The organism is Kocuria sp. KH4 (assembly GCF_053711175.1).
Map to the genome: position 1 here is coordinate 37,491 of NZ_JBSJYX010000002.1, position 25,712 is coordinate 63,202.

The 25,712-nt window shown below is 74.4% G+C and carries 22 protein-coding genes; 11 read left to right on the forward strand and 11 right to left on the reverse strand.

The window, feature by feature from the left end:
* Positions 1 to 11: 11 nt before the first annotated feature.
* Positions 12 to 518: an Lrp/AsnC family transcriptional regulator gene (locus ACWCOM_RS02300; protein ID WP_454547313.1), complete on the reverse strand. Its 507-nt coding sequence runs from the start codon at positions 516 to 518 to the stop codon at positions 12 to 14.
* Between the two features lie 115 nt (positions 519 to 633).
* On the opposite strand from ACWCOM_RS02300, the gene ald reads away from it, so the two are divergent.
* Positions 634 to 1,755 (forward strand): alanine dehydrogenase, encoded by a 1,122-nt coding sequence (gene ald / locus ACWCOM_RS02305; RefSeq protein ID WP_454547121.1) that lies wholly within the window; start codon positions 634 to 636, stop codon positions 1,753 to 1,755.
* Between the two features lie 20 nt (positions 1,756 to 1,775).
* On the opposite strand, the gene cydD is transcribed toward ald, so the two are convergent.
* From cydD to ACWCOM_RS02320, 3 genes are all read right to left on the reverse strand, one after another.
* Positions 1,776 to 5,165 (reverse strand): thiol reductant ABC exporter subunit CydD, encoded by a 3,390-nt coding sequence (gene cydD, locus ACWCOM_RS02310; RefSeq protein ID WP_454547122.1) that lies wholly within the window; start codon positions 5,163 to 5,165, stop codon positions 1,776 to 1,778.
* Positions 5,162 to 6,268 carry a cytochrome d ubiquinol oxidase subunit II gene (gene cydB / locus ACWCOM_RS02315; RefSeq protein WP_454547123.1) on the reverse strand — a complete coding sequence of 369 codons (1,107 nt, stop codon included), beginning with the start codon at positions 6,266 to 6,268 and terminating at the stop codon, positions 5,162 to 5,164. The genes cydD and cydB overlap by 4 nt, the downstream gene beginning before the upstream one ends.
* A 79-nt stretch (positions 6,269 to 6,347) precedes the next feature.
* On the reverse strand, positions 6,348 to 7,931 hold the full coding sequence (locus ACWCOM_RS02320) for a cytochrome ubiquinol oxidase subunit I (RefSeq protein WP_454547124.1): 1,584 nt from the start codon (positions 7,929 to 7,931) through the stop codon (positions 6,348 to 6,350).
* Positions 7,932 to 8,074: 143 nt separating this feature from the next.
* Here ACWCOM_RS02320 and ACWCOM_RS02325 point away from each other — a divergent pair, with 143 nt between their 5' ends.
* Both ACWCOM_RS02325 and ACWCOM_RS02330 read left to right on the forward strand, forming a co-directional pair.
* A complete protein-coding gene (locus ACWCOM_RS02325; RefSeq protein ID WP_454547314.1) occupies positions 8,075 to 8,404 on the forward strand; it encodes a BlaI/MecI/CopY family transcriptional regulator in 330 nt (109 codons plus the stop codon).
* A gap of 4 nt (positions 8,405 to 8,408) precedes the next feature.
* Positions 8,409 to 9,383, forward strand: coding sequence for a M56 family metallopeptidase (locus ACWCOM_RS02330; protein ID WP_454547125.1), 975 nt, complete (start codon positions 8,409 to 8,411; stop codon positions 9,381 to 9,383).
* Between the two features lie 31 nt (positions 9,384 to 9,414).
* On the opposite strand, the gene kdgD is transcribed toward ACWCOM_RS02330, so the two are convergent.
* The 3 genes from kdgD to ACWCOM_RS02345 form a co-directional block, all read right to left on the reverse strand.
* Positions 9,415 to 10,395, reverse strand: coding sequence for a 5-dehydro-4-deoxyglucarate dehydratase (kdgD, locus tag ACWCOM_RS02335; RefSeq protein ID WP_454547126.1), 981 nt, complete (start codon positions 10,393 to 10,395; stop codon positions 9,415 to 9,417).
* A 68-nt stretch (positions 10,396 to 10,463) separates the two neighbouring features.
* Positions 10,464 to 10,856 carry a universal stress protein gene (locus ACWCOM_RS02340; RefSeq protein ID WP_454547127.1) on the reverse strand — a complete coding sequence of 131 codons (393 nt, stop codon included), beginning with the start codon at positions 10,854 to 10,856 and terminating at the stop codon, positions 10,464 to 10,466.
* 37 nt (positions 10,857 to 10,893) lie between these two features.
* Complete coding sequence (locus tag ACWCOM_RS02345; RefSeq protein WP_454547128.1) at positions 10,894 to 11,883, reverse strand: 2-hydroxyacid dehydrogenase; 990 nt, start codon at positions 11,881 to 11,883, stop codon at positions 10,894 to 10,896.
* A gap of 285 nt (positions 11,884 to 12,168) precedes the next feature.
* Here ACWCOM_RS02345 and ACWCOM_RS02350 point away from each other — a divergent pair, with 285 nt between their 5' ends.
* The 6 genes from ACWCOM_RS02350 to ACWCOM_RS02375 are packed head-to-tail and all read left to right on the forward strand — an operon-like array spanning position 12,169 to position 18,672.
* On the forward strand, positions 12,169 to 13,761 hold the full coding sequence (locus ACWCOM_RS02350) for an ABC transporter substrate-binding protein (protein ID WP_454547129.1): 1,593 nt from the start codon (positions 12,169 to 12,171) through the stop codon (positions 13,759 to 13,761).
* 38 nt (positions 13,762 to 13,799) lie between these two features.
* A complete protein-coding gene (locus tag ACWCOM_RS02355) occupies positions 13,800 to 14,813 on the forward strand; it encodes an ABC transporter permease (protein WP_454547130.1) in 1,014 nt (337 codons plus the stop codon).
* 10 nt (positions 14,814 to 14,823) lie between these two features.
* Positions 14,824 to 15,822: an ABC transporter permease gene (locus ACWCOM_RS02360; protein ID WP_454547131.1), complete on the forward strand. Its 999-nt coding sequence runs from the start codon at positions 14,824 to 14,826 to the stop codon at positions 15,820 to 15,822.
* Positions 15,819 to 16,868 carry an ABC transporter ATP-binding protein gene (locus ACWCOM_RS02365; RefSeq protein WP_454547132.1) on the forward strand — a complete coding sequence of 350 codons (1,050 nt, stop codon included), beginning with the start codon at positions 15,819 to 15,821 and terminating at the stop codon, positions 16,866 to 16,868. The genes ACWCOM_RS02360 and ACWCOM_RS02365 overlap by 4 nt, the downstream gene beginning before the upstream one ends.
* Positions 16,865 to 17,956, forward strand: coding sequence for an ABC transporter ATP-binding protein (locus ACWCOM_RS02370; RefSeq protein ID WP_454547133.1), 1,092 nt, complete (start codon positions 16,865 to 16,867; stop codon positions 17,954 to 17,956). Before ACWCOM_RS02365 ends, ACWCOM_RS02370 begins: the two co-directional genes overlap by 4 nt.
* A complete protein-coding gene (locus ACWCOM_RS02375; protein ID WP_454547134.1) occupies positions 17,953 to 18,672 on the forward strand; it encodes a sulfite exporter TauE/SafE family protein in 720 nt (239 codons plus the stop codon). The genes ACWCOM_RS02370 and ACWCOM_RS02375 overlap by 4 nt, the downstream gene beginning before the upstream one ends.
* Here the strand turns inward: ACWCOM_RS02375 and ACWCOM_RS02380 are convergent.
* Complete coding sequence (locus tag ACWCOM_RS02380) at positions 18,607 to 19,683, reverse strand: 2-hydroxyacid dehydrogenase (protein ID WP_454547135.1); 1,077 nt, start codon at positions 19,681 to 19,683, stop codon at positions 18,607 to 18,609. The genes ACWCOM_RS02375 and ACWCOM_RS02380 overlap by 66 nt on opposite strands.
* The gene (locus ACWCOM_RS02385; RefSeq protein WP_454547136.1) at positions 19,680 to 20,999 is read right to left on the reverse strand and encodes a glucarate dehydratase family protein; all 1,320 of its coding nucleotides are present in this window, start codon (positions 20,997 to 20,999) and stop codon (positions 19,680 to 19,682) included. Before ACWCOM_RS02385 ends, ACWCOM_RS02380 begins: the two co-directional genes overlap by 4 nt.
* 121 nt (positions 21,000 to 21,120) lie before the next feature.
* On the opposite strand from ACWCOM_RS02385, the gene ACWCOM_RS02390 reads away from it, so the two are divergent.
* Entirely contained in the window at positions 21,121 to 22,071 is a 951-nt protein-coding gene (locus ACWCOM_RS02390) for a LysR family transcriptional regulator (protein ID WP_454547137.1), read from the forward strand.
* 62 nt (positions 22,072 to 22,133) lie between these two features.
* Positions 22,134 to 23,234, forward strand: coding sequence for a D-TA family PLP-dependent enzyme (locus ACWCOM_RS02395; RefSeq protein ID WP_454547138.1), 1,101 nt, complete (start codon positions 22,134 to 22,136; stop codon positions 23,232 to 23,234).
* 63 nt (positions 23,235 to 23,297) lie between these two features.
* Here the strand turns inward: ACWCOM_RS02395 and ACWCOM_RS02400 are convergent, their stop codons facing one another.
* Together ACWCOM_RS02400 and ACWCOM_RS02405 are read right to left on the reverse strand one after the other, a co-directional pair.
* Positions 23,298 to 24,836, reverse strand: coding sequence for a PTS ascorbate transporter subunit IIC (locus ACWCOM_RS02400; protein WP_454547139.1), 1,539 nt, complete (start codon positions 24,834 to 24,836; stop codon positions 23,298 to 23,300).
* Between the two features lie 13 nt (positions 24,837 to 24,849).
* Positions 24,850 to 25,698, reverse strand: a complete 849-nt coding sequence (locus tag ACWCOM_RS02405; protein ID WP_454547140.1) for a PTS sugar transporter subunit IIA — start codon at positions 25,696 to 25,698, stop codon at positions 24,850 to 24,852.
* Between the last annotated feature and the right edge of the window lie 14 nt (positions 25,699 to 25,712).

Here is a 25,712-nt window from a genome sequence, read left to right on the forward strand (position 1 = left end):
GGCCCGGCGGCTCAGGGCTCCACCGACCCCTGCACATGCTCGAACACCAGACTGGTCTGGGTGGCGGCCACCGCCTGGTTGGAGGACAGGTGCTCCAGGACAAACTGGCGGATGTGGTCGGTGTCCCGGGCGGTGACGTGGATGAGGAAGTCGTCCGTGCCGGCCAGGAAGAAGAACTGGGAGACCTCCGGCACCGACCTGAGCCCCTCCCCGAACGCCGACATGAGGTGGCGGGCCCCGGGGCGCAGCCGCACGCTGATCAGCGCCTCGATGCTGCGCCCGATCGCCCGCGGCTCCACCTCCACGGTGAACCGGCGGATCACCCCGGTGCGCTGCAGGTTCTTCATCCGGGCCAGGCAGGTGGACGGGGCGACCCCGAGCGCCTCGCTGAGCGCCTGGTTGGTCATGCGGGCGTTCTCCCGCAGCAGGGCCAGCAGCCGCCGGTCCAGCTCGTCCAGCGCGGGGGCCGGGCGCAGATCCTGCGGCGGGCGCCGCGTGTCGCGCGTCACATGCTCCATCATTCCTCCAGTTCTGCACGGATTGCCGAAGGATCCTCGGAAAAGCCTCCGGGCACGGCGGAAAACCGTAGTTTGTAGTCGTCCAGTCTACGGTTCCTGCGGAAGAAGGCCCCCGATGATCGTCTCCGTCCCCCGCGAAGTGAAGAACAACGAGCACCGCGTGGCGATCACCGCCTCCGGGGTGCACGAGCTGGTCGCCCACGGGCACCGCGTGCTCGTGCAGACCGGCGCCGGCACCGGCTCGGGCATTCCCGACGCGGACTACGCGGCGGCCGGCGCCGAGCTCGTGGCCGACGCCGACGAGCTGTGGGCCCGCGCCGAGCTGGTGCTGAAGGTCAAGGAGCCCGTGGCCTCCGAGTACCACCGGTTCCGGGAGGGGCTGGTGCTGTTCACCTACCTGCACCTCGCCGCCGAGCCGGAGCTCACCGCGGCGCTGCTGGAGTCCGGGGTCACCGCCGTCGCCTACGAGACCGTCCAGACCGCCGACCGGCGCCTGCCCCTGCTGGCCCCGATGAGCGAGGTCGCCGGCCGGCTGTCCGTGCAGGCCGGGGCCGCCGCCCTGACCGCTCCTGCCGGGGGCAAGGGCGTGCTGCTGGGCGGGGTGCCCGGCGTGCGCCCGGCCCGGGTCACCGTGATCGGCGCCGGGGTGGCCGGCACCAACGCCGCGGCGATGGCCGTGGGCCTGGGCGCCGAGGTCACCGTCCTGGACGTGAACGTGGACCGCCTGCGCGAGCTCGACGACCGGTACGCCGGGCGGCTGCGCACGGTGGCCTCCAACAGGCTGGAGATCGAGCGCTCGGTCACCGAGGCGGACCTCGTCATCGGCTCCGTGCTGATCCCCGGGGCGCGGGCCCCGAAGCTGGTCACCAACGCCATGGTCGCGGCCATGAAGCCGGGCAGCGTGCTGGTGGACATCGCCGTGGACCAGGGCGGGTGCTTCGAGGACAGCCGGCCGACCACCCACCAGGACCCGGTCTTCCGGGTGCACGACACCATCTTCTACTGCGTGGCGAACATGCCCGGGGCGGTGCCGAACACCTCGACCTACGCCCTGACCAACGTCACGCTGCGCTACGCCGTGGCCCTGGCCGACCGGGGCGTCGCCGCGGCCCTGGCCGCCGACCCGGCCCTGGCTGCCGGGCTGAACACCATGGCCGGCCACGTGACCCACCGCTCGGTGAGCGAGGCGCACGGGCTGGAGTTCACCGACCGCGCGGCCCTCCTGCCCGCCGCCTGACGCCGGCGGTCCCGGCCACCTCAGCCGCCCGCCCGGACCACCTCCGGGACCGTCCGCTCCGGTCGGGCGCCCGGCAGCCGCACCCGGGCGTCCGTCCCGGCGGCCCCGTCGGCGAGGTGGTGGGTGACGAGCACGACGACGCGGTCGGCCAGCCCCTGCCGCAGGTCGGCCAGCAGCGACCGCGCCGCGGGAGCGTCCAGGTGGGCCGTGGGCTCGTCGAGCAGGACCACGTCGGCGCGGGTGAGCAGGGCCCGGGCCACCGCCACGCGCTGCCGCTGGCCCCCGGACAGGTGGGCCCCGCCGGGGCCGACCCGGGTGCCGAGGCCCTCCGGCAGCTCCGCCAGGAAGGGGCCCAGGCCCACCCGCTCCAGCGCGGCCCGGAGCTCCGCGTCGGACGGGCGGTCCCCGCGGTCGCGGGCCAGCAGCAGGTTGCCGCGCAGGGTGGAGTCGAACAGGTGCGCCTCCTGCGGGCACCAGGCCACGCTGCGCCGCAGCCCGGCGGCGTCGAGCTCCCGGCTGTCGACGCCGTCGACGGACCACCCGCCCTCGGCCGCCGGGAGGTGGCCGAGCAGCGCGGCGAGCAGGGTGGACTTCCCCGCCCCGGAGGGCCCCTCGACTACGAGCCACTGCCCGCGCCGCACGGACGCCTCCAGCCCGCGGAACGCCGGGGTCGGGGCCCCGGGCCAGGCGACCGCGAGCCCGTGCAGGGCCAGGTGGTGGACGGGCGGCGGCGCGGACCGCGCCCCGCCCGGGGGGCCGGGCTCGTTCCCGGGCGCTTCGCGGGCCGCCGCGGTGAGCGGGCGCAGCTTGCGCAGCGACGCCGAGAGCGCCGGCCACTGCTGCACCGCGTCCACCGCGGCGAGCATCGGTTCCAGCAGGCCCAGGGGCAGCAGCACGAGGGCGGCGACCACGGGCCCGGCCAGGGCGCCCTCGCGCGCCGGGCCCGCGGTGGCCGCGAGCATCAGCACGGACGAGACCGAGCAGGCCAGCACCGCCGTGGCGCTGCCCAGGCCCAGCGCCCAGGCGCTGCGGCGGGCGGCGCGCTCGGCGTCCCGCTCCAGGGCCTCGAGCTCGGAGAGCATCGCCGCGGCGCGCCCGTTGGCCCGCAGCTCGTCGGCGGCGGCGACCATCGCGGCGAAACGGCGGAGCACCCCGGAGCGCAGCACGGTGGCGCCGCGGGCGGCGGAGCGGTCGGCCAGCAGCGCCAGGAGGGGGCCGACGAGCAGGCCGCCGACGAGGGCGACGGCCAGGGCCGGCAGCGCGCCGGGGTGCAGGGCCGCGACCGCGATCGCCGCGCCGGCCGCGGTGCCGACCCCGACCAGCGGCGGCAGCACGACGCGGGGCACGAGGTCGCGCACCCGGTCGGCGGTGGCGACGAGGTGGTCCAGGGCGGCGCCGCCGGTCGCGAGGCTGCGGGAGGCCACCCCGCGCACGGCCAGTCCCGCCCAGACCCGGGCCCGCAGCCCGGTGGTCGAGGCGAGGACCGCGTCGTGGCCGACCAGCCGCTCGGCGTAGCGCAGCACGGCGCGGCCGATGCCGAAGAAGCGGACGCCGACGATGGCGACCATCAGGTACATGATCCCGGGCTGCTCACTGGCGCGCACGATCAGCCAGCCCGAGAGCGTGGTGAGCCCGGCGGCGAACAGGGCGGCGGCGGTGCCCAGGGCCACCGCGCCGGCGGCCCGCCACGGGGCCGGGGCCAGGAAGGCCGCCAGCTCCCGCAGGGCGTCGCGCGCGCCGTCGCCGGGGGCCGCGGCCGGGTCTCCCGGTGCGGGGAGGGGGCTGTCGGCACCGGGCAGGCCGTCGGCACCGGGCGGGGCGGGGGTCCCGGGCGCGGGGTCGGGGCCGCCCCCGGCGCGGGGCGCGGCCGCGGCCCCGAGCAGCAGCTGCCGGTCCGCGAGCGCAGTCACCTCCGTCTCGTGGGAGGCCAGGACCACGGTGACGCGGCCGCGCAGCTCGTCGACGACGGCCTCGACGCGGCGGGCGTTGGCGGGGTCGAGGTGGGCGGTCGGCTCGTCCAGCAGCAGCAGCCGGGCGCCGGCGGCCACGCGGGCGAGGCCGCGGGCGAGGCCCAGCCGGCGCAGCTCCCCGGGGCTGAGCCGGTCCGGGTCCGCGCCGGAGAGCCGGGTCAGTCCCACCCGGGCGAGAGCGTCCCGGGCGGCGGCCTCGTCCCCGGCGTGGAGCAGCACCTCGTCCAGGACGGTCCCGGCCACGGTGTGCACGTGCTGGGGCACCCAGGCGACGGCGGCCGGGTCGACGCCCTCCACGCTGCCGGAGCTCGCCGGCACGGTGCCGGCGAGCACGCCGAGCAGCGTGGACTTCCCGGCGCCGCTGGGCCCCTCCACGCTGAGCACCGACCCGCCGGGGAGCTCGGCGTCGACCCCGGACAGGGCGGGGACGGGACGACCGGGGTGGTGCACGCCCAGCCCGCGGATCCGCAGGGCCGGCGGCCCGGCCGGGCCGGGCCCCGCGCGGCGGACGTCCTCGGGCACCGGCTCCGCGACGATCTCGTCCGCCCGGCGCAGGGCGGCCCGCCCGTCCTGTGAGGCGTGGAAGGCGGCGCCGAGGTCCCGGAAGGGCGCGAAGCACTCGGGGGCGAGCAGGAGCGCCACGAGCCCCGTCAGCAGGTCGAGGTCGCCGTGCACCAGCCGGACCCCCACGAAGACGGCGACGACGGCGACCGAGAGGGTGGAGATCAGCTCGAGCACGAGCGAGGAGAGGAAGGCGGTGCGCAGGGTGACCAGGGTGGTCTCCCGGTGCCGTTCGGAGACCCCCCGCAGGGCGGCGGCCTGCTCCTGCACCCGGCCGAGGCCCACGAGCACGGGCAGCCCCCGGGCGAGCTCCACGAGGTGGTGGGAGAGCCGCTGCAGCACGGCGGAGGACTCGTCCACCCGGTCCTGGGTGTGCAGCCCGACCAGGGCCATGAACAGCGGCACCAGGGGCACGGTGAGCACCACGACCAGCGCGCTCACCCAGTCGGCGGACAGGATGCGCAGCCCCACCAGCAGCGGCACGACGGCGGCCGTGACCGCCGCGGGCAGCACGCGCGCGTAGTAGTCGTCGAGGGCGTCGAGCCCGACGGTCCCGACGACGGTGGTGGCCCCGACGTCGTGGCCGCCGCCGGCGAGGACCCGGCGGGCGAGCTCCCGGCGCAGGCCCCGCTTGGCCGCGCCGGCGGCGCGGACGGCGACGTACTGGCCGGCCCACGTGGTCGCGGCCCGCAGGAGGCCTGCGGCGACGCCGAGCGCGAGGGCGCGCCGCCAGGCGTCCGGGCTGTCCTGGAGCACCCCGACGACGCCGCGGGCCACCGCCTCGGCCAGCAGCACCAGGGCCAGTGCCTTGAGGGCCGCCAGGACGCCGAGGGCGAGCACGGCCGCGGCCCCGCCCGGGCCGAGAGGAGGTCGTCTCATGCCGGTCGCGGGCCCGCGGGGCCACCGCCCGGCCGGCGCTCCCCGGGCGAGCCGGCGGGCGGCACGGCACCGGCCGCGGGGGCCACGGCCGCCCGCACGGCGTGGGCCGCAGGCAGGTGCTCGGTGCTCAGGCGGCGGCGGAAGACCCAGTAGCTCCAGCCCTGGTAGAGCAGCACGAGGGGCAGGCCGAGGCCGGCCACCACGGTCAGCACCCCGAGCGTGTAGTCGCTGTTGGAGGCGTTGTCGACCGTCAGGTGCCAGGCCGGGTCCAGCGTGGAGGGCAGCACCACCGGGTAGACGTTGGCGAAGATCGACCCGACGCCGAGGACGAGCACGGCCGAGGTGCCGGCGAAGGCCCGTCCCTCGCGGCCCAGGCGGGCGCTGGCCCAGCCGAAGAGGCCGGCCACGACGGCGCCCCCCACGAGCAGCCAGGTCCAGGACCCGCCGTCGAGCAGCTGCACCGCCACCACCCAGCCGGCGAGCGGGAGCAGCGCGGGCAGCCCGCAGCGCACCAGCAGCCGGCGGGCGCGCAGCCGCACCGGCCCCTCGGTCCGCAGCCCGAGGAAGGCCGCGGCGTGCACCAGGCAGAAGCCCACCGCGGCGAGGCCGCCGAGCAGCGCGTAGGGGGTGAACCAGGCGAAGGCGCCGCCCACGCGGTCGCCGTTGGCGTCGATGGGCAGGCCCGTGGTGGTCAGGGCCAGGGCGGCGCCGAGACCGAAGGCGGTCAGGAAGGAGCCGGTGCCCAGGCCCCGGTCGGCCCACCGCCGCCACCGGTCGGTGTGCCCCTTCCCGCGGTACTCGATCGACACCGCCCGGAAGATCAGGCCCACGAGCACGAACACCAGCGGGAGGTACAGGGCGGAGAAGAGCGAGGCGTACCAGAGCGGGAAGGCCGCGAAGAGCCCGGCCGCCGCGGTGATCAGCCACACCTCGTTGCCGTCCCAGACCGGGCCGATCGTGTTGAGCATCTGGCGGCGCTCGCGCTCGTCCCGGGTGCTGGTGAGCATGAGCATGCCCACGCCGAGGTCGAAGCCGTCGAGGAGCAGGAACCCGGTCCACAGCACGGCGATGGCGATGAACCAGAGGGTGGGGAGGAAGTCCATGTCGGCTGGCTTTCTGCGCCGGTCGGGCGGGCGCGCGTCGGGATCGAGGTGGCGGGGCCGGGACGGCAGGGCGCCGGGGTCAGTAGGCGAAGGCGAGCACGTCGTCGCCGCGGGCGCCGTCGTGGCCCGCACCGTGGTCGTCGTGGTCGTGGTGCGCCAGCTCCGGCATCGCGGAGGCGACCCCGCCGCGCACGTAGCGGGTCAGGAGCACGACCTCCACCACGAGCAGCACGGCGTAGATCAGCCCGAGCACGGCCAGCGAGAAGATCACCTCCTGCCCGCTGATCCCCGGGGAGACGGCCGCGGCGGTGTACATGTAGACCCCGTCCACGCCGCTGGGGTTGGGGTTGGGCGCCACCACGAAGGGCTGCCGGCCCATCTCCGTGAACACCCACCCGGCGATGTTGGCGCCGAACGGCGCCAGGATGGAGGCCACGGCGACCCACATCATCGGCCTGGAGGCGGGGACGGTGCCCTTGCGGGTGATCCACAGCGTCAGGGCGGCGAAGGCGGCGGCGAGCACCCCGAAGCCGATCATCAGGCGGAAGCCCCAGTAGGTGACCTCCATCAGCGGCAGGTAGTCGATCTCCTGCCCGGCGCGCTCCCCGTACAGGGGGTCGTCCGGCAGGTGGGTGCCGTAGGCGTCCTCGTACTCCGGGATCAGGGTGTTGACGCCCTTGACCTCGGTGTCGAAGTCCCCGTGGGCCAGGAAGGAGAGCAGCCCGGGGATCTCGACGACGTTGACCACCTGGTCGCAGTCCTGGCCGCCGAGCGGGCCGACCGCCAGCACGGAGAAGCTCGTGCCGTCGTGGCAGGCGGCCTCGGCGGCGGCCATCTTCAGCGGCTGCTGCTCGAACATCAGCTTGCCCTGGACGTCGCCGCTCGCGGCCACGGCCCCGAAGCCGAGCACGGCCACGACCGCCCCGATGCGCAGGCTGGACAGCCACACGCCGTGGTCGGTGCGGTCCCGCCCGGGGACGTCGGCCCGCTCCCCCACCACGACGGCGCCGCGCTCGTCCACGGTGTCGATGCCGTCCCGGCGGCGCTGCCACAGCTGGTACCAGGCGATGCCCACCAGGAAGGCGGCGCCCACGGCCACGGCGCCGGCGAGCGTGTGCGCGTAGGCCACCAGGGCCGTGTTGTTGGTCAGCACCGCCCAGACGTCGTTCATCACCGGGCGGCCGTCGACCATCTCCACGCCCACCGGGTGCTGCATCCAGGAGTTGGCGACGATGATGAAGAACGCCGAGACCACGGAGCCGAGCACGGCGGCCCACAGGGTGGCGAGGTGGACCTTGCGCGGCAGCCGGTCCCACCCGAAGATCCACAGGCCCAGGAAGGTGGACTCGAAGAAGAACGCGAGCAGGCCCTCCATCGCCAGCGGGGCGCCGAAGACGTCGCCCACGAACCGGGAGTACTCGCTCCAGGCCATGCCGAACTGGAACTCCTGCACCAGCCCGGTGGCCACGCCCATGATGAAGTTGATCAGGTAGAGCTTGCCCCAGAACTTCGTCATCCGCAGCCAGCGCTCGTTGCCGGTGCGCACCCACAGCGTCTGCATGAGCGCCACCAGCAGCCCGAGCCCGAGCGTGAGCGGGACCATCACGAAGTGGTAGACGGTGGTGATCCCGAACTGCCAGCGGGCGATCTCCAGAGGATCCATCGGCTGCTTCCCCCAACTTTTCTACGAGCTGTAGAACTACTTCTACAGAGTGTAGAACACAACGCCGACAGGGGTAGAATCGACCCGTGGCACGAAACGACCCCCAGCGCGCGGCCCCCCTCGGCGAACTCGAGCGCTCCATCATGGAGATCCTCTGGCAGAGCGCCGAGCCCCTGTCCGCCTACGACCTGCAGGACCGGCTCCCCGACTCCGGGGACGGCGCCCGCCCCCGCGCCGCCACCACCGTGCTCACCGTCCTCTCCCGGCTCGAGCGCAAGGGCTTCGTCCAGCGCGACCGCGCCTTCCGGCCGCACCGGTACCGCGCCGCGGCCTCGCGCGAGGAGCACATGGCCAACCTCATGCACGAGGTGCTCGGCTCCTCGGGCGACCGCACCGCGGTCCTCGAGCGCTTCGTCGGGCAGGTCAGCCCCGAGGAGGCCCAGACACTGCGCCGCCTGCTCGGCGGCACCTGACCGCGTGGTCGACACCTCGCTGGTGCTCGCGGCGCTCGCCGTCGCCCTGGCCTGGCCCGTCCCGGTCCTGCTGGCCCGGGCGCGGTGGCCCGCCCGGGCGCCGGCCACGGCCCTGGTGCTGTGGCAGGCGATCGCCCTGGCCGGCGGGCTGTCGATGCTCGGCGCCCTCATCACGTTCGGGCTGGCCCCGTTCGGCCCGGACCTGGTGAGCAGCGGGATCAGCCTCTCCGCGCAGTTCCGGGGCCACGACCTCGGACGGGCTTTCGGGCCGCTCCAGGTGCTCGCGCTCGCGGGCGCGCTGCTGCTGGGCGGGCACCTGCTGCTGAACCTGCTCGTCACCGTGCTGCGCGCCGAGCGGGACCGCCGCCGCCACGCCCAGCTGGTCCTGCTGCTCAGCACGCCCCTGCCGGACGCGCCGGGCACCCGGCTGCTCGACGACCCGGCCCCCGTGGCCTACTGCCTCCCGGGGGCGTTCACCACGCTCACCGTTCTCTCCGTGGGGCTGGTGTCGCTGCTGGAGGAGGACGAGCTGTCCGCCGTCGTCGAGCACGAGCGGGCCCACGCGGACCAGCGCCACGACATCGTGCTCGTCCTCTTCCGCGCCTGGAAGGCCTCGCTGCCGTGGTTCCCGATCGCCCGCCGCGCCCAGCGCGAGGTCGGGCTGCTCGTGGAGATGCTCGCGGACGACCACGCGCGGCGCACCGTCGACGACGACGTGCTGGCGCGGGCCATCGCCCTGGTCGGCGCCGGCGGGCCGGGACTGGCGTTCCGCGCCGCGGGGGACGGCGGGCCGGTGCACCCCTCCCCCGCCGGGCCGGGACGGACGCTGGCCGACGAGGCCCGGGAGCGCATCCTGCGCCTGGCGCTGCCCCCGCTGCCGCCCGGGCGGACCGCGGCGGTGATCGGGGCCGCCACCGCGCTCGTGGTCGTGCCCACGCTCCTGCTGCTGGGGCCCGGCCTCGGCCGGCTGCTCGTCTGAGCCCCGGGTCCGGCGAGTCCGGGGCCGGCGATCAGCCCGCCGCCGAGGACGCCTCCGCGGCCACGTGCGCGTCCGCTCCCGCCACCGCGGGCGGGCGGACCCGGGCGGTCTCGATGAGGGTGGTGAGGTCGGCGAGGTCGGTGGGGGTGAGGTCCTGCAGTGGGGGGCGGACTCCGCCGGCGGGGCGGCCGATGGCCTGGAGGCCGGCCTTGATGATCGAGACCCCGTAGCCCTTGGCGCGGTCGCGGATCTCCAGGTAGGGCAGCACGAAGCGGTTGAGCTTGTCGGTGACCGCTACCCGGTCCTGGGCGCGGACGTCGGCGTAGAAGGCCAGGGCGAACTCGGGGACGAAGTTGAACATCGCCGAGGAGTAGGTGGACATGCCCAGCTGCAGCAGGGGCAGGGCGAAGGTCTCGGCGGTGGGCAGCCCGCCGAGGTAGAACAGCCGGTCCCCGTTGGCGGCGTAGACCTTGGTGAGGTGCTCGATGTCGCCGATGCCGTCCTTGAAGCCGATGAAGTTCTCGTGCTTGTCCGCCAGGCGGGCGACGGTCTCGGCGGAGTAGACGGCGTTGGCGCGGTTGTAGATGATCACGCCCAGGTCGGTGGCGGAGCAGATCGCGTCCACGTGGGCTTCCAGGCCGCGCTGGTCGGCCTCGGTGAGGTAGGGGGGCAGCACCAGCAGGCCCTCGGCCCCGGCGGCGGCGGCGTCGGTGGCGTTGCGGATGGCCTGGGCGGTGTTGCCGGCGGCGGGGGCGAGCACGGGCACGGTGTCCCCGACCTCTGCCACGGCCACGGCCACGACGGTGGCGGTCTCCTCGGGGGTGAGGGAGAAGCCCTCCCCGGTGCCGCCGGCGGCGAAGAGCCCGGCCACGGGGTGGGAGGCCTGCCAGGCCAGGTGCTGGCGGTAGGTGTGCTCGTCGAAGAGCAGATCGGCGTCGAACGCGGTCACGGGGAAGGACAGCAGGCCGTCCTTGAGCCGAGCGGCGAGTTCCTGAGGAGTGTGTCGGGCCATGGGAGGAGTCCTTCGGGTCAGGGGCTGCCGGGCAGCCGGGGTGGGGCGGGTGCGGGACGCTGCCGGGGTCAGCCCCGGGGGCCGACCCTGACCTTGACGGCGTGCACGGGGCACCCCGCCTCGAGCAGGACGCGCTGGGAGAGGGAGCCGAGGAAGAGCTTGCCCACGGGGGACCGGCGGCGCAGGCCGATCACCACCATGAGGGTGTCCGTCCGGTACGAGGCGTCGACGAGCGCGTCCCCCAGGTCGGCGCCGTCCTCGAGCGGGCACACCTCCAGAGGAACCCCGGCGGCCCGCGCCTCGGCGCGCAGGGCCTCGAGCGCCTCCGGGTGGTCGGCGGTCCCCTCGACGGCGGGGTCCAGGAGCGTGACACCGGTGCGGCGCAGGGCCGCCTCCGCGACGGCGGCCCCCACGGCCGCGGTGCCTTCGGGAGTGTTCGCGAAACCGACGGCGATGGTCATGGTCGGCGTCCTTCCAGGGCTCGGGGGGACAACGGGGTCAGGCGACGGGCGTGAGGAGGGTGCCGCTGCCGAGGTAGCTGCGCAGGTTGGCCAGCGTCAGCTCGGCCATGTCGGCCCGGGTCTCCGTGGTGCCGCTGGCCAGGTGCGGCAGCAGGACCACGTTGTCCAGCTCCGTCAGTGCGGAGGGCACGCGGGGCTCGTCGGCGAAGACGTCCAGTCCCGCCCCGGCGAGCCGGCCCTCCACGAGCGCGGCCACCAGCGCATCCTCGTCCACGACCGAGCCGCGGGCGATGTTGATCAGGTAGCCCTCGGGACCCAGCCCCGCCAGGGCGGCCTCGCCCACCAGCCCGGCGGAGGCCGGGCCGCCGGCCGCGGCCACGACGAGGACGTCGACGGCCTGGGCCAGCTCCTCCACGGAGGCGTGGTAGGTGTATCCGCTGCCCTCCACCGGGCGGCGGTTGTGGTAGTGGATCTCACAGCCGAAGCCCTCGAGGCGGCGGGCGACGGCGCTGCCGATCCGGCCCAGGCCGAGGATGCCCACCGACCTCCTGGACGCGCGGACGGCCAGGGGGTAGTTGCCCTTCGCCTCCCAGTCCCCGCGCCGGACGTAGCGGTCCGCCGCGGAGATCCGCCGGAGCACGTCCAGGTACAGGGCCAGCGCCGTGTCGGCGACGCAGTCGGTGAGCACGTCGGGGGTGTTGCTGATCGGGATGCCGCGGGCCCCGGCCTGGTCGACGTCGGTCGCGTCGTAGCCGACGCCGAAGCTGACGATCGCCTCGAGCCGGCCGAGGCGGCGCATCAGCTCGGTGTCCACCCCCACCTTGCCGGAGCAGACGGCGATCCGGATCCCGTCCCCGTGCTCCGCGAGGAACGCCTCGCGCTCCGACGGGTCGTCGGGCAGGCGCACGGCCCCGAACTCCGCCGCCAGGGCGGTCTGGACGGTGGGGTTCACGGGGCCCACCTGCAGGATCCCGGTGCCGCGGATTCGATCGGACGGTGCGTGCGGAGCCGGTGCGGTGTTGGTCATGAGTGCAACGTAAGGAACCCGCCGAATACCGTCCAACACTTAGATTGGATGGATCAATGCCCCTGAGGCATGGATTGCCGTTTCGCCGCGCAATGTCGCGCAAGTCACATGCGGAACGACGCCCGGAGCGCCGTTCCGCGTCCTCCCGCGGCGTGCCACCGCCCATCCTGAGCCTTGACCGCCGTACGGGCCGAACCCACGCTGTGCATACGCCACCGCCGTCGGCCGGCTCCCAGGAGTTCCTCGGCACCGGCGACCGTTCGTTTCCCGCACTCGGAGGACACCATGACGTTCAGCCTGCCGCGCCCCGCCACCACCGTCCCGGGCAGCACCCGCCCACGCCGGGCGATGTCCCTCTCGGCCGCCGCCCTCAGCACGGGCGTGCTGCTGAGCGGCTGCTCCGTGGCCAACTCGGAGAACGCCTCGGGCTCCGAGGATGCCCCCGAGACCCTGCGCGTGGTCCTGCAGCAGGAGCCGCCCACCCTGGAGCCGTGCGAGGCGAACCTCACCAGCACCGGCGTGGTCGACCGCTCGACCATCACGGAGCCGCTCGTGGAGCGCAACCCGAGCACCGGTGAGCTGGAGCCCAAGCTGGCCACGGAGTGGAGCTCCGAGGACGACACGACGTGGACCTTCACCCTCCAGGAGGGGGTGACCTTCCACGACGGCAGCGAGTTCACGGCGGAGGACGCCGCGGCGACGATCGAGCGCGCCGTCAACTCCGACCTGGGCTGCAACGTCGAGGGCTACGTGTTCGGCGACGACGACCTCGAGGTGGAGGTCGTCGACGACACGACCCTGGAGGTCACGGCGGCGGAGGCGGACCCGATCCTTCCCCTGCGCCTGTCCTTCCTCGAGGTGGTGCCCAGTGAGACCTCCACGACCGAGAAGGTGCGCGAACCGATCGGCACCGGCCCCTACCAGCTGGACTCGTGGGACCCCGGCCAGCGGATCACCGTCTCCGCCTACGACGGCTACTGGGGCGAGGCGCCCGCCTTCCGCAACGCCGAGTACCAGTGGCGCTCCGAGGGCAGCGTGCGCGCCGCCATGATCAGCTCCGGGGAGGCGGACATCGCCACCGGCCTCAGCCCCGAGGACAACATCGGGGACCTAGGGGTTCCCTACCCGAACAACGAGACCGTCGCCCTCCGCATGCACGACGACAAGGCCCCGTTCTCGGACATCCGCATCCGCAAGGCCGTCAACTACGCCATCGACAAGGAGGGCATCGTCGCCAGCCTCTACGGCGGGCGTGACCAGGCCGCCGCGCAGCTGGTGCCGGAGGGCGTCGTCGGGCACAACGAGAGCCTGGAGACCTGGCCGTTCGACGTCGAGGAGGCCAAGAAGCTGGTCGCCGAGGCCAAGGCGGACGGGGTCGACACGGACGCCCCGATCAGCCTGGTCGTCCGCACGGCCCAGTTCCCGAAGGTCCAGGAGCTCGCCCAGGTGATCCAGGAGCAGCTCATGCAGGCCGGGCTCACCGTGGAGCTCAAGATGCTCGAGACCAGCCAGCACCTGACCTACCAGGTCCGGCCCTTCGCCGAGGACGAGGGCGACATCGCGCTGATGATCCAGCACGGCAACCAGGCGGGCGACGCGGCCTTCACCGTGGAGCAGTACATGCTCTCCGACGGCGCCCAGAGCTCCTTCGGCACCCCCGAGCTCGACGCCATGATCGAGGAGGCCGGCAAGGCCACGGGCGAGGAGCGCCAGGCCGCCTACGAGGAGGTCTTCGAGTACCAGAACGAGAACGTGACCCAGTTCGCCCACATCGCGCACCAGACCGGCATGCTCGGCAAGTCCGCGGCCGTGGAGTACGAGCCGAACTCCTCGTCCGGCGACGAGCTGCGCCTGGCCGAGATCCGGCCGGCGCAGTAGCGGCACGAGAGCGGAAGCACGAGAGCACAGGGGAAGTCATGCTGACCTATCTGCGCAAGAGGATCGTCTCCAGCGCCATCCCGCTGGCGGTCGTCGTCGTCGGTGTCTTCGCGCTGGCCCGGCTCACCGGCAACCCGGCGAGCCTCTACCTGCCGCTCAACGCCACGCAGCAGATGCGTGACGACTTCGCGGCCCGCAACGGCCTGGACCAGCCTCTGCTGGTGCAGATGGCGGACTACTTCGGAGGGGTCCTGCGGCTCGACTTCGGGACGTCGCTCCGGACGGGGGAGTCCGCGGCGGCGATGGCGCTGCGGGCCTTCCCGGCCACCCTGCAGCTGGCGGCGGTCACGATGATCATCGCCGTGCTGCTGGCCGTGCTCGTGGGCAGCTGGGCCGCGCTGAAGCCCAACGGCGTCGCGGACCGGGTCGCCAGCTTCACGTCGATGGCCGCGGCGTCCGTCCCGGACTTCTGGCTGGCCATCGTGGGCATCTGGATCTTCGCCATCACGCTCGGCTGGGTGCCCACCTCCGGGGTGGCCGGGGGCGCCGCCTGGGTGCTGCCCATTGCGACCCTGGCCATGCGACCATTCGGCGCGCTGGTCCAGGTGGTGCGCGGCGCCATGGTCTCCGCCCTGTCCGAGCCCTACATCAAGCTGGCCCGCAGCAAGGGCGCCTCGCAGTCCCGGGTGGTCACCCGCCACGCCCTGCGCAACGCCGCCGCTCCCGCCCTCACCGTGGCCGGCGACCTCACCGTGGGTCTGGTCAACGGCGCCGTGGTCGTCGAGACGATCTTCGGCTGGCCGGGCATCGGCAAGCTGATGATCGACTCGATCCTGCAGCGGGACTTCGCCGTCCTGCAGGCCTGCGTGCTGCTGACCGCCGTCGCGATCTTCGTCCTCAACATCGTCATCGACCTCGCCTACGCCCTGCTGGACCCCCGGGTCCGGCCGGCCGCCGCGAGCCGCAGGTCGTCCCGCCGGGCCGCGCCCCCCGAGGCGTCGGCAGCTCCCCCAACGGCGGCCCCCGGCCCCGTGACCACCGTGAAGGCCTAGGAGGAACCTCATGAGCCAGACCACCCAGGACGTGCGGGCCGCCGACGGAACGCCCGACGGCCCCCGGCCCGCGGCCGTCCCGTCCGGCAGGGCACGCTCCGACGACCCGAGCATGCTGCGCATGCTCCTCCGGGACGGGTTCGCCACCACCGGTGCCGTCATCCTGCTCCTGGTGCTGCTGACCGCGGTCCTCGGGCCGGCGCTCATGGGCCCCCTGGCCACCCGCCAGGACCTGATGTTCGCCAACAAGCCCCCGTTCGTCCTCGCCAACGGCTGGGAGTACGTCCTCGGCTCCGACTCGTTGGGACGCTCCCTCCTGGCCCGCCTGGTCGTCGCCACCCGCACGACCCTGCTCGTGTCCGTTCCCGCCGTGCTGATCGCCATGGTCATCGGCTCCCTGTGGGGCGTGTGGGCCGGCTACCACCGGGGATGGCGGGAGAACGCGTCGATGCGCGTGGCCGACATCATCATGAGCTTCCCGTCGCTGCTGCTGGCCGTCGTCGTGCTCTACGTCTTCAGCCCGTCCATCGCCAACATCGTCCTCATCCTGGCCGTCACCCGCATCCCCATCTACCTGCGCACCGCCCGGGCCGAGTCCGCCGAGCTGCAGAGCCGCACGTTCGTGGACGCGGCCCGGACCTTCGGCGCCCGGCCCAACACGATCATCCGGCGCCACGTGATCCCCGTGGTCGTCCCGTCCATCCTGACGCTGGCCACCCTCGAGTTCTGCTACGTGATGCTGGCCGAGTCCTCGCTGAGCTTCCTCGGCATCGGCATCCAGCCGCCGGACGTCAGCTGGGGCCTGCTCGTGGCGCAGGGCCGGCAGTACCTGCAGACCGCCTGGTGGCTGTCCATCTTCCCCGGCGTGGCCATCGTGATCACCGCGATCTCGGCGAACATGCTGGCCGCCTGGCTGCGGATCGCCACCGACCCCTCCCAGCGCTGGCGGCTGACGCTGCCGAAGCGCCGGAGGTTCATCGTCCGGACCGAGTCCAAGGAGTCCCAGTGAGCACGAGCGCTCCCGTCGCGACCCACCGGCGTCCCGCCGTCGAGAACCCCGTGGTCCTGCGGGTCGAAGGCCTGGACGTCGACATCCGCACCCCCGCCGGCACCGTGCGCGCCGTCAGCGACGCCGGCTTCGAGGTGCGGGCCGGCCGGACGCTGGCGCTGCTGGGGGAATCGGGCTGCGGCAAGTCCATGACCGCCAAGGCCGTCGTCGGCCTCCTCGACCCCGTCGCGAGCGTGACCGGCGGCAGCATCGAGCTCGACGGCGAGGAACTGACCACCATGTCCGCGAAGCAGCGCCGCCGGATCGCCGGGGAGGAGCTGGGCATCGTCTTCCAGGACGCCCTCACCGCCCTGAACCCGGTGTACCCGGTGGGCGTGCAGATCGGGGAGGCCTTCCGCATCCACCGCGGGCTCTCCGCCGCGCAGGCCAAGCGGGAGGCCGTCGAGCTGATGCGGCGCGTGGGCATCCCGGAGGCCGAGCACCGGGTGAACGCCTATCCGCACCAGTTCTCGGGCGGCATGCGCCAGCGCATCCTCATCGCCGCCGCGGTGGCCCTGAGCCCCAAGCTGCTCATCGCCGACGAGCCCACCACGGCCCTCGACGTCACCGTCCAGGCGCAGATCATGGAGCTCCTGCGCACGCTGCGCGAGGAGCAGCAGATGGGCGTCGTGCTCATCACCCACGACCTGGCCGTCGTGGCCGAGGAGGCCGACGACGTCACCGTGATGTACGCGGGGACCGTGGCCGAGAGCGGGCCGGTGGACGAGGTCTTCACCAGCCCCCGGCACCCCTACACCAAGGGCCTGCTGGAGTCCGTGCCGGTGGACGGCGAGCGCGGCGCCGCGCTGTCCTCCATCCCCGGCAGCCCGCCGGAGCTGAAGAACATCCCGCCGGGGTGCGTGTACCAGGACCGCTGCCCGCTGGCCGCGGACCGGTGCCGCGCCGAGCGCCCCGTACTGCGCGAGGTCGCCCCGGGCCACCGGGCGGCCTGCCACTTCTCCGAACTGCTCGCCGCCGACACCACTTCCGAGGAGATCACGTCATGACCGCACTGCTGGACCGGCCGCACGCCCGGAACACCACCACCCTGGAGGTCCGCGACGTCACCAAGACGTTCCACGTGGCCCGGAGCGCCTCCGGCAACAGCCGCCTGCGCGCCCTGGACGGGATCGACCTCACCGTGGGCCGCGGGGAGACCGTGGGCCTGGTGGGCGAGTCCGGGTGCGGGAAGTCGACGCTGGCCCGGACCCTCATGCTGCTGGAGCGTCCCGACTCCGGGACGGTCGCCTTCGAGGGCCAGGACCCGTTCGCCCTGCGGGGCAAGGAGCTCCTGGCCTGGCGCCGCCGCGTGCAGATGGTCTTCCAGGACCCGTTCGCCTCCCTGAACGCCCGGATGACCGCCGGGGAGATCATCTCCGAGCCGTGGAGCACCCACCGGGACCTCCACCGCTCCGGCCGAGAGCGCACCGCCCGGCTGCACGAGCTGCTCCAGCTGGTGGGCCTGCGCCCCTCCGACGCCAGGAAGTCCCCGCAGGAGTTCTCGGGCGGTCAGCGCCAGCGCATCGGCATCGCCCGGGCCCTGGCCCTGGACCCGGAGCTCATCATCCTGGACGAGCCGGTCTCGGCCCTGGACCTCTCCGTGCAGGCACAGGTGCTGAACCTGCTCAACGACCTGCAGCAGCAGCTCGGCGTCAGCTACCTCTTCATCTCCCACGACCTGTCCGTGGTCCGCCACGTGACCGACCGGGTGGCGGTGATGTACCTGGGCCGGATCGTGGAGACCGGCCGGACCGAGGACGTGTTCGAGCGCCCGCTGCACCCGTACACGGCCGCGCTCATGTCCGCCTCCCCCAAGCTGGACCCGGCGCAGCGGCCCGCGGAGCGGATCGTCCTGCGCGGGGAGCTGCCCTCCCCGCTGGACCCGCCGTCCGGGTGCCGCTTCCGCACCCGGTGCTGGCAGGCCCGGGACGTCTGCGCCACGGAGGCGCCGCCCCGGCAGGACGGGGCCTCGCTGGGGCGCACGGCCCTGCCGGCGCCGGGGCGGCGCGAGGACGTGGCGCACACCGCGGAGTGCTGGTTCCCGATGGCCGAGCCGGTCCCCGCCGGCTCCACGGCGCTGTCCGCCGGGGAGTGAGCCTCGGCGTCGTCGCCGCCCTGGCGGCGACGTTCCTCGTCGCCGCCGCGCTGCAGGGGTCGATCGGCTTCGGCCTGGGGCTGGTCGCCGCCCCGGTCATCGCCCTGGTCGACCCCGCGCTGCTGCCCGCACTCGTGATCATGCTGGCCACGCTGGTGACCCTCCTGGTGGCGGTGCGCGAGCGCGCGGACCTGGACGTGCGCGGCGCCGGGTGGGCGCTGTCCGGACGGATCCCGGGCAGCGTCCTGGGGGCGTGGCTGGTGGTCGCCGTGCCGACCACCGCCCTGGCGTGGCTCGTGGCCGGCAGCGTCCTGGTGGGCGTGGGCTCCGCGTTCCTGGGCTGGCGGCCCGGACCGCGCCGGCGGAACCTCGTGGTGGCGGGGGCGCTCTCCGGGGTGATGGGCACGGCGACCTCGATCGGCGGGGCGCCCATGGCGATCGTCTGGCAGGGGCAGCCGCCCGCCCGGCTCCGGGGGACCATGAGCGCGTTCTTCCTCGTGGGCTCCCTGGTGTCGATCGCCCTGCTGGTGGTCGCCGGGGCCGTCACCCCCGCCGTCGTGACGGCCGTGCTGGTGCTCAGCCCCGCCGTTCTCGCGGGCTTCGTGCTCTCCCGGTGGCTGAACCGGCTCCTGGACGCCGCCCGGCTGCGGCTACTGGCGCTGACCGCCTCCGCCGGCGGCGCCCTGCTGCTCGTGGCCCGGCTGCTGCTGGAGTGAGCCGGCCGGCGTCCCGCGCCGCACCACGTTGCGGAGATCCTCGCCGCGACCGAGCCGGACGACGTTGTCCGCGATGTCGTCGGCGCGGCGCTCGAAGGTGCTGCGGGCGTGCCCGGAGTGGTGGGGCGTGAGGAGCACGTTGTCCAGGTCCGCGAACGGCAGGTCGGCCGGCGGGGTGCGCCCGGGGGCGGGAGCGCCCCACCAGACGTCGATCGCCGCCCCCGCGATCGTCCCCTCCGTCAGCGCCCGGTACAGGGCGGCCTGGTCCACCACCGGGCCGCGGGCGACGTTGACGAGCAGCGCCCCGGGCCGCATGGCGGCGAGCTCGGCCGCACCGATCATGCCCTCGGTGGCCGCCGAGAGCGGGACGGTGACGACGACGACGTCGGACTCCGCCAGCAGGCGGGGGAGCGCCGCGGTGCCGCCGATCCAGCGCGGATGCACCCCCTCCGGGGCCGGGGCGTCGGGGCGGTGCCGGACCGCGGCGGTGGACATGCCGACGGCCTCGGCGAGCCGGACGGTCTCCAGACCGATGCTGCCCAGCCCCACGACCCCGAGGGTCATCGTGTCCAGCGTGGGGTGCAGCGGAATCAGCGGGTCGGTGGCGATGGTGCGCCAGGTGCCGCGGCGCAGCTCCCGGTCGGCCGGGATCAGCCGGCGGGAGAGCGCCAGGACCGACATGAGCACGTGCTCGGCGATGGGCCGCGCGTGGTGGAAGGTGTTGGCCACCGCGGCGCCGGCGGGCAGGGCGTCGACGGCGACCCGGTCCAGCCCGGCGCCGGTCACCTGGACCAGTCGTGCCGCCCGCGCGGATCCGGCCTCCGCCGCGTCCAGGCGGGAGCACACGATGACCTCGCCGGCGGCGATCCCCGCGGCCCGGGCGGCGGGGGGCGCCTCGGCCAGGAACCGCCAGCGGTGCCCGGGGGCCGCGGCGGCGAGCCGGTCCGCGAAGCGGCTGAGGATCGGGTCGGTGACGACGACGTCCAGCGCGCCGCCGGGGCGGGCGGTCACCACCGGGGGCTCCGGAGCTCGTAGCCGGGGTGGAGGCGCCGCATGTAGCCGGTGTCGTCCCGCTCGCGGAGGCCGCAGTCGAGGTACTGGCGGTGCAGCCGCTCGAGGCCGTCCGGGTCGAGCTCCACGCCCAGGCCCGGCGCGGTCGGCACGGCCACCGACCCGGCGTGGACGGACAGGGCACCCGGCCGGACGACGTCCTCCCCCGGGTCCTTCCACGGCCAGTGCGTGTCGCACGCGTAGTCGAGGTTGGGGGTGGCCGCGGCGAGGTGGACCATGGCCGCGAGGCTGACGCCCAGGTGCGAGTTGGAGTGCATGGACAGGCCGAGGCCGAAGGTCTCGGCGATGCCGGCGAGCGTCTGCGAGCGGCGCAGGCCGCCCCAGAAGTGGTGGTCGGAGAGCACGACGTCCACGGCCCCGGCGCCGAGGGCCGGCGGCAGGTCGGCGAAGCTCACCACGCACATGTTGGTGGCCAGCGGCAGGTCCACCTGCCGGCGGACGGCGGCCATCCCCTCGATCCCCGGGGTGGGGTCCTCGAGGTACTCGAGGACCCCCTCCAGCCGCCGCCCGATCCGCACGGAGGTCTCCACCGTCCAGGCCGCGTTGGGGTCGATCCGCAGCGGCAGCCCGGGGAACTCCGCGCGCAGCGCCTCGACGGCCTCCGCCTCGGCGTCGGGCGCCACCACCCCGCCCTTGAGCTTGAGCGCGGTGAACCCGTAGTCGTCCACCATGCGGCGGGCCTGCGCCACGATGCCGTCCGGGTCGAGGGCCTCGCCCCAGGAGTCGTCCGGCCCGCCGGGGTGTCCCGCCCACTTGTAGAAGAGGTAGCCGCTGAACGGCACGGCGTCGCGCACGCGCCCCCCGAGGAGCTCGCTGACGGGAACGCCGAGCAGCCGGCCCTGGATGTCCAGGGCGGCGACGTCGAAGGGCGAGAGCACCCGGTCGGCCGTGGAGGAGCCGGTGACCATCCCGCTCATGCCGTGGCCGCCCGCGACCGTGTCCACGGCGAGGGCCCGGGTCACCCGGGCCCGCAGGTCGTTGGTGTTGAAGGGGTCCGCGCCCACCACCGCGTCGGCCGCCAGGCGCAGGCGCTGCAGGTGCCCGGCGTCCCCGTAGGTCTCGCCGAGGCCGGTGACGCCGGCGTCCGTGGTGACCTGCAGGACGGCGCGCAGCGCGAAGGGCTCGTGCACCCCCACCGTGTTCAGGAGGGGCGGGTCGGCGAAGGCGACGGGGGTGACGGTGACCCCGGTGATGACGGTCTGCCCGGCGTGGGCGGACGGCGCGGCGGACGATCGGGTCGCGGCGGTGAAGGGCATCGGAAGCGGTCCTCTCCTGGAACGGCCCGGGAGACGGGCCGTCGGTCGTCCTCACGCTAGAGAGGCCCACCCATGCCTGTCCAAGCTAAAATAGGCACTCGATCATTCAAGGAGTGGATTGATGTACTCGCTGATCCAGCTCGAGTCGTTCGTGGCCGTGGCCGAGGAGCTCCACTTCGGCGCCGCGGCCGCCCGGCTGAACATGACGCAGCCCCCGCTGAGCCGACAGATCCAGCTGCTGGAGCGCGAGCTCGACGCCCAGCTGTTCAAACGCAGCAGCCGGAAGGTCCAGCTCACGGAGGCGGGCCAGACCCTGCTGCCGAGCGCCCGGCAGATCCTGGACCTGTGCGCCAAGACCGAGCTGGACGTCCGGCGGGTGGCCACGGGCGACGCCGGCTCCATCGTCATCGGCTACACCTCGATCGCCGGGCAGTCCAGTCTGCCGAGCATCCTGCGGCTCGCGCGCCGGCACATGGAGGGCGTGCACCTGGTGCTGCGCGAGGCCGTCTCCGTGGACCAGATGGACGCCCTCTCCCGCGGCACCATCGACATCGGCCTCCTGCGGCCGATCGTCAACCGCGTCGGGGTGGTCACCCGCCCCCACATGGAGGACCGCCTGGTGGCAGCCTTCCCCGAGGGGCACTTCCTGGCCACGGGCCGCGGTGTGCGGATGCGCGAGCTCGACGGCCTGCCCCTGATGATGTACTCCACCTCCGAGGCCCGGTACTTCCACGACCTGGTCATGCGGCTCTACGAGAGCGCCGGGGCCCACCCAGTGGTCACCCAGCTCGCCAGCCAGGTCCCCGCCCTGCTGGCCTTCGTGGCGGCCGGCCTCGGGGTGAGCCTGGTGCCCGCCTCGGCCATGGACTTCTCACCCCCGGGAGTGGTCTTCGAGGAGCTGACCGGTCCGGCCGGACTCACGGACCTGAACCGGGCGGACCTGCACATCGCCTGGAACCGCTCCAGCAACAACCGCGCCGTCGCCCGCCTGCTGAGCCTGATCCTCGACGACGACGAGGCGGTCCGGGCCCTCACCGATGGCGGCGGCCCCGAGACCGCACCGACCCGCTGACCACCGATCAGCCGACCGACGACCCCCCTGACCGACGATCCGACGATCCGACGAGGAGCCCCATGGACCGCATTCCCGACGCCGTCGACACCCCGGACGTGCTGATCGACCGGGACGTGCTCGGCCGCAACGTCGAGCGGATGGCCGCGGCCGTGCGCGCGCGAGGACTGGCGCTGCGCCCGCACGCCAAGACGCACAAGGTCCCGGAGATCGCGGCGCTGCAGCTGGCCGCGGGCGCGGTGGGCCTGACGGTGGCCACGATCGGGGAGGCCGAGGTCTTCGCCGCGCACGGGGTGCAGGACCTGTTCCTGGCCTATCCGCTGTGGGTGGGGCCGCGGCAGGCACAGCGCCTGCGCCGGCTGAGCGCCACGGCGCGGATCAGCGCCGGCGTGGACTCCGCGGAGGCCGCCGCGGCCATGGGCGAGCAGCTCGGGGACGCGGCCGGGGACGTCGCCGTGCTCGTGGAGGTCGACAGCGGCCACCACCGCAGCGGGGTGCACCCGGACGCCGCCGGGGACGTGGCCCGGGCGGCGGTGCGGGCCGGGCTGCGCGTGGAGGGGGTCTTCACCTTCCCGGGCCACAGCTACGCCCCGGGCATGCCGGCCGAGGCCGCCGCCCAGGAGCAGCAGGCCCTGGAGCGGGCCGCCGGTCGGCTGCGGGAGGCCGGGATCGAGGTCCTGCGCCGCAGCGGCGGCTCCACGCCCTCGGCCCTGCTGACCGAGGGCTCCGCCGCGACCGAGGTGCGCCCGGGGGTCTACGTCTTCGGCGACGCCCAGCAGCTGGAGCTGGGCCGGTGCGCCTGGGAGGACGTGGCCCTCACCGTGGCCTCCACCGTGGTCAGCCGGCACGAGGGCGGCCACGGGGTCCCGCGGCGGATCGTGCTCGACGCCGGCAGCAAGGTCCTCGGCGCCGACCGGCCCGCCTGGGCGACCGGCCACGGGCGGCTGCTCGACCACCCGGACGCGCGGATCACCGCGCTGTCCGAGCACCACGCCACGGTCGTGTGGCCGGAGGACTCCCCGCTGCCCGCCCTCGGGGAGCGGCTGCGGGTGGTCCCCAACCACGTGTGCATCACGATGAACCTCGTCGACGACGTGGCCGTGGTGCGCGACGGCGTGCTCCTGGAGCGCTGGGCCGTGGCCGCCCGCGGCCGCAACTCCTGAGGCGCCCCTCCCCCGCTCGGCGCTCCCGGCGCCCCGGAGCCGCCGGCTCAGCGGGGCGGTGACTCAGCGCGGCGGCGGCGGAACCGGGGCGCCCTTCGGCGGGGCGATCCTGGCGTGCACGGGAGCAGGGGCGGCGGCCGCGGTTCCCCGCTCGCCCGTCGTCGCCCCCGGCCAGGCCCGGCCCGGGGCCGGGTCCCACCTGGCGTCGACCACCCGGCGCTGCACCAGGACGGCCAGGCCCAGCAGGGCGAGGCCGATCAGCAGGATCACCACGATGCCCCCGGCCGAGCCGATCTTGGCCGCGGAGCCGACCGCGATCCCGAACCAGCCGAAGTCGGCGTCGCCGAAGGTGGTGTTCTCGGCGCCGAAGGCGCCCAGGACGGAGAGCAGGAACGCGGGCAGGAACGTGATCAGCAGGCCGTTGACGAAGCCGCCGGCGAGCGCCCCGCGGCGCCCGCCGGTCGCGTTGCCGTAGACCCCGGCCGCGCCGCCGGTGAAGAAGTGCGGGACGAGTCCCGGCAGGATCAGGGCGATCCCGAGGGCGGGGTTGAGCCACGCGGAGAGGACGAACAGCCCGATCAGGCCCCCGACGAAGCTGGAGACGAAGCCCAGCAGCACGGCGTTCTGCGCGTAGGGGAAGACGATCGGCGCGTCCAGGGCCGGGACGGCCCCGGGGACCACCTTGGCGGCGATGCCCTGGAACGCCGGGACCAGCTCGCCCAGGATGGTCCGGACGCCGAAGAGGATCACGGCCACCGCCACGCCGAACTGCAGCCCCTGGGTGACCGACATCATGAGGTAGTTGCCCACGCCGGTGGCGCCGCCCTCGAACGCGGTGAAGGCCTCCTCGGAGCCCGCCCGGACCAGGAAGAGCACGGCGAGGACCACGTACATCAGGGCCATGGACAGCGCGGTGGCGACCATGGAGTCGCGGAGGAAGCGCAGTCCCTCCGGCAGCTTCGCGTCCTCGGTGGAGCGGCTGTTCCGGCCCACCAGCCGGCCCACGGCCCCGGCCGCGATGTACCCGGCAGTGCCGAAGTGCCCGATGGCCACGCTGTCGTCGCCGGTGATCCGGCGCGTCCACGGGTGGGCGAGGGCCGGCAGGGACACCATGAGGATGCCCAGGAGCAGGGCGCCCAGGGACACGGTCACCCAGCCGTCGTAGCCGGCGGTGGCCAGGATGATGGTGAGCATCGTGGCCATGAACAGGACGTGGTGCCCGGTGAGGAAGACGTAGCGCAGCGGGGTGAACCGGGCGAGCAGGAGGCTGACGGCGAAGCCGAGGATCATCAGCCACGCCACCTGGGCCCCGTACTCGGCCTGGGCGATCCCGGCGATGGCCTCGTTGGTGGGGATGACGCCCTGGGCGCCGGTGGCGCCCAGGATCATGGCACCCAGGGGCTCCAGGGAGGCGACGACGAGGGTGGCGCCGGCGCCGATGAGCAGGAAGCCCAGGGTGGCCTTGATGGCCCCGCCGATGACCTGGCCGGTGCTCTTGCGCAGGGCCACCAGCCCGACCGCGGTGATGATGCCGATGAGGAAGGCGGGGACGGCGAGGATCTCGCTGACCAGGAACTCGGGGATGCTGACGAGCCAGTTCATTGCGGGCCTGCTTTCAGACGTCGTAGAGGTCGCGCAGGGCGGCGTCGAGCTCGGTAGTGCTGGTGAAGTTCTCGATCACCTTCACGGGCACGCCCACGTCCCCGAGGGCGCGGGCGATCTCCCCGGAGGTGAGGACGAAGTCCGCCTCCTTGGCCTTGCCGCGGGCCGAGATGGTGTCGGTGGCCTCGACGGTGAGGTAGGGGCTCCAGCCCCAGCGGTCGAGCACCTGCTCGAGGGTGTTCTTCAGGAACAGGCTCGTGCCGAGCCCGTTGCCGCAGACGGTGAGGATCTTGTGGCGGCTCTCCACGACCGCCCCGCGCGCCGGCTCGGGGGCGGGCTCGGGGGTCGGCTCGGCGGCCGCCTCCGTCGTCGTCGGGCCCGAGGGGGCCGGTCCGGTGGCCGCGGGCGCCGGGGCGTCCTCCGCGAGCAGGGCGAGCACCTCCTCGGGCGTCGCCGCCCGGTCCAGGGCCGCCCGGGTCCCCGGCGCCGCCAGCAGGGTGGCCAGCTGCCGCATGGCCTGCAGGTGCTCCTTCCGGTCCGTCGCCGCGAGGGCGACGACCAGGCTGACCGGGTCGTTGGACGCGTGCCCGAACTCGACCGGGCGGGCCAGCCGGACCCAGGACATCGCCGTGCGGTGCACGGCCTCCGAGGGCCGGGCGTGGGCGAAGGCGAACCCGGGGGCGACGACGATGTACGGGCCGTTCTCCTCGACGCTGTCGATCATCGCCCGCGTGTACGCGTCGGTGGTCGCGCCCTCGCGCTCGAGCAGCTCGCCCGCCGCGGTGATCGCGGCGCGCCAGTCGGCGGCCGGTTCGTCGAGGCGGATGGATGCGGGATCGAGCAGACGACCGATGTCAGACATGCCCACCATCCTAG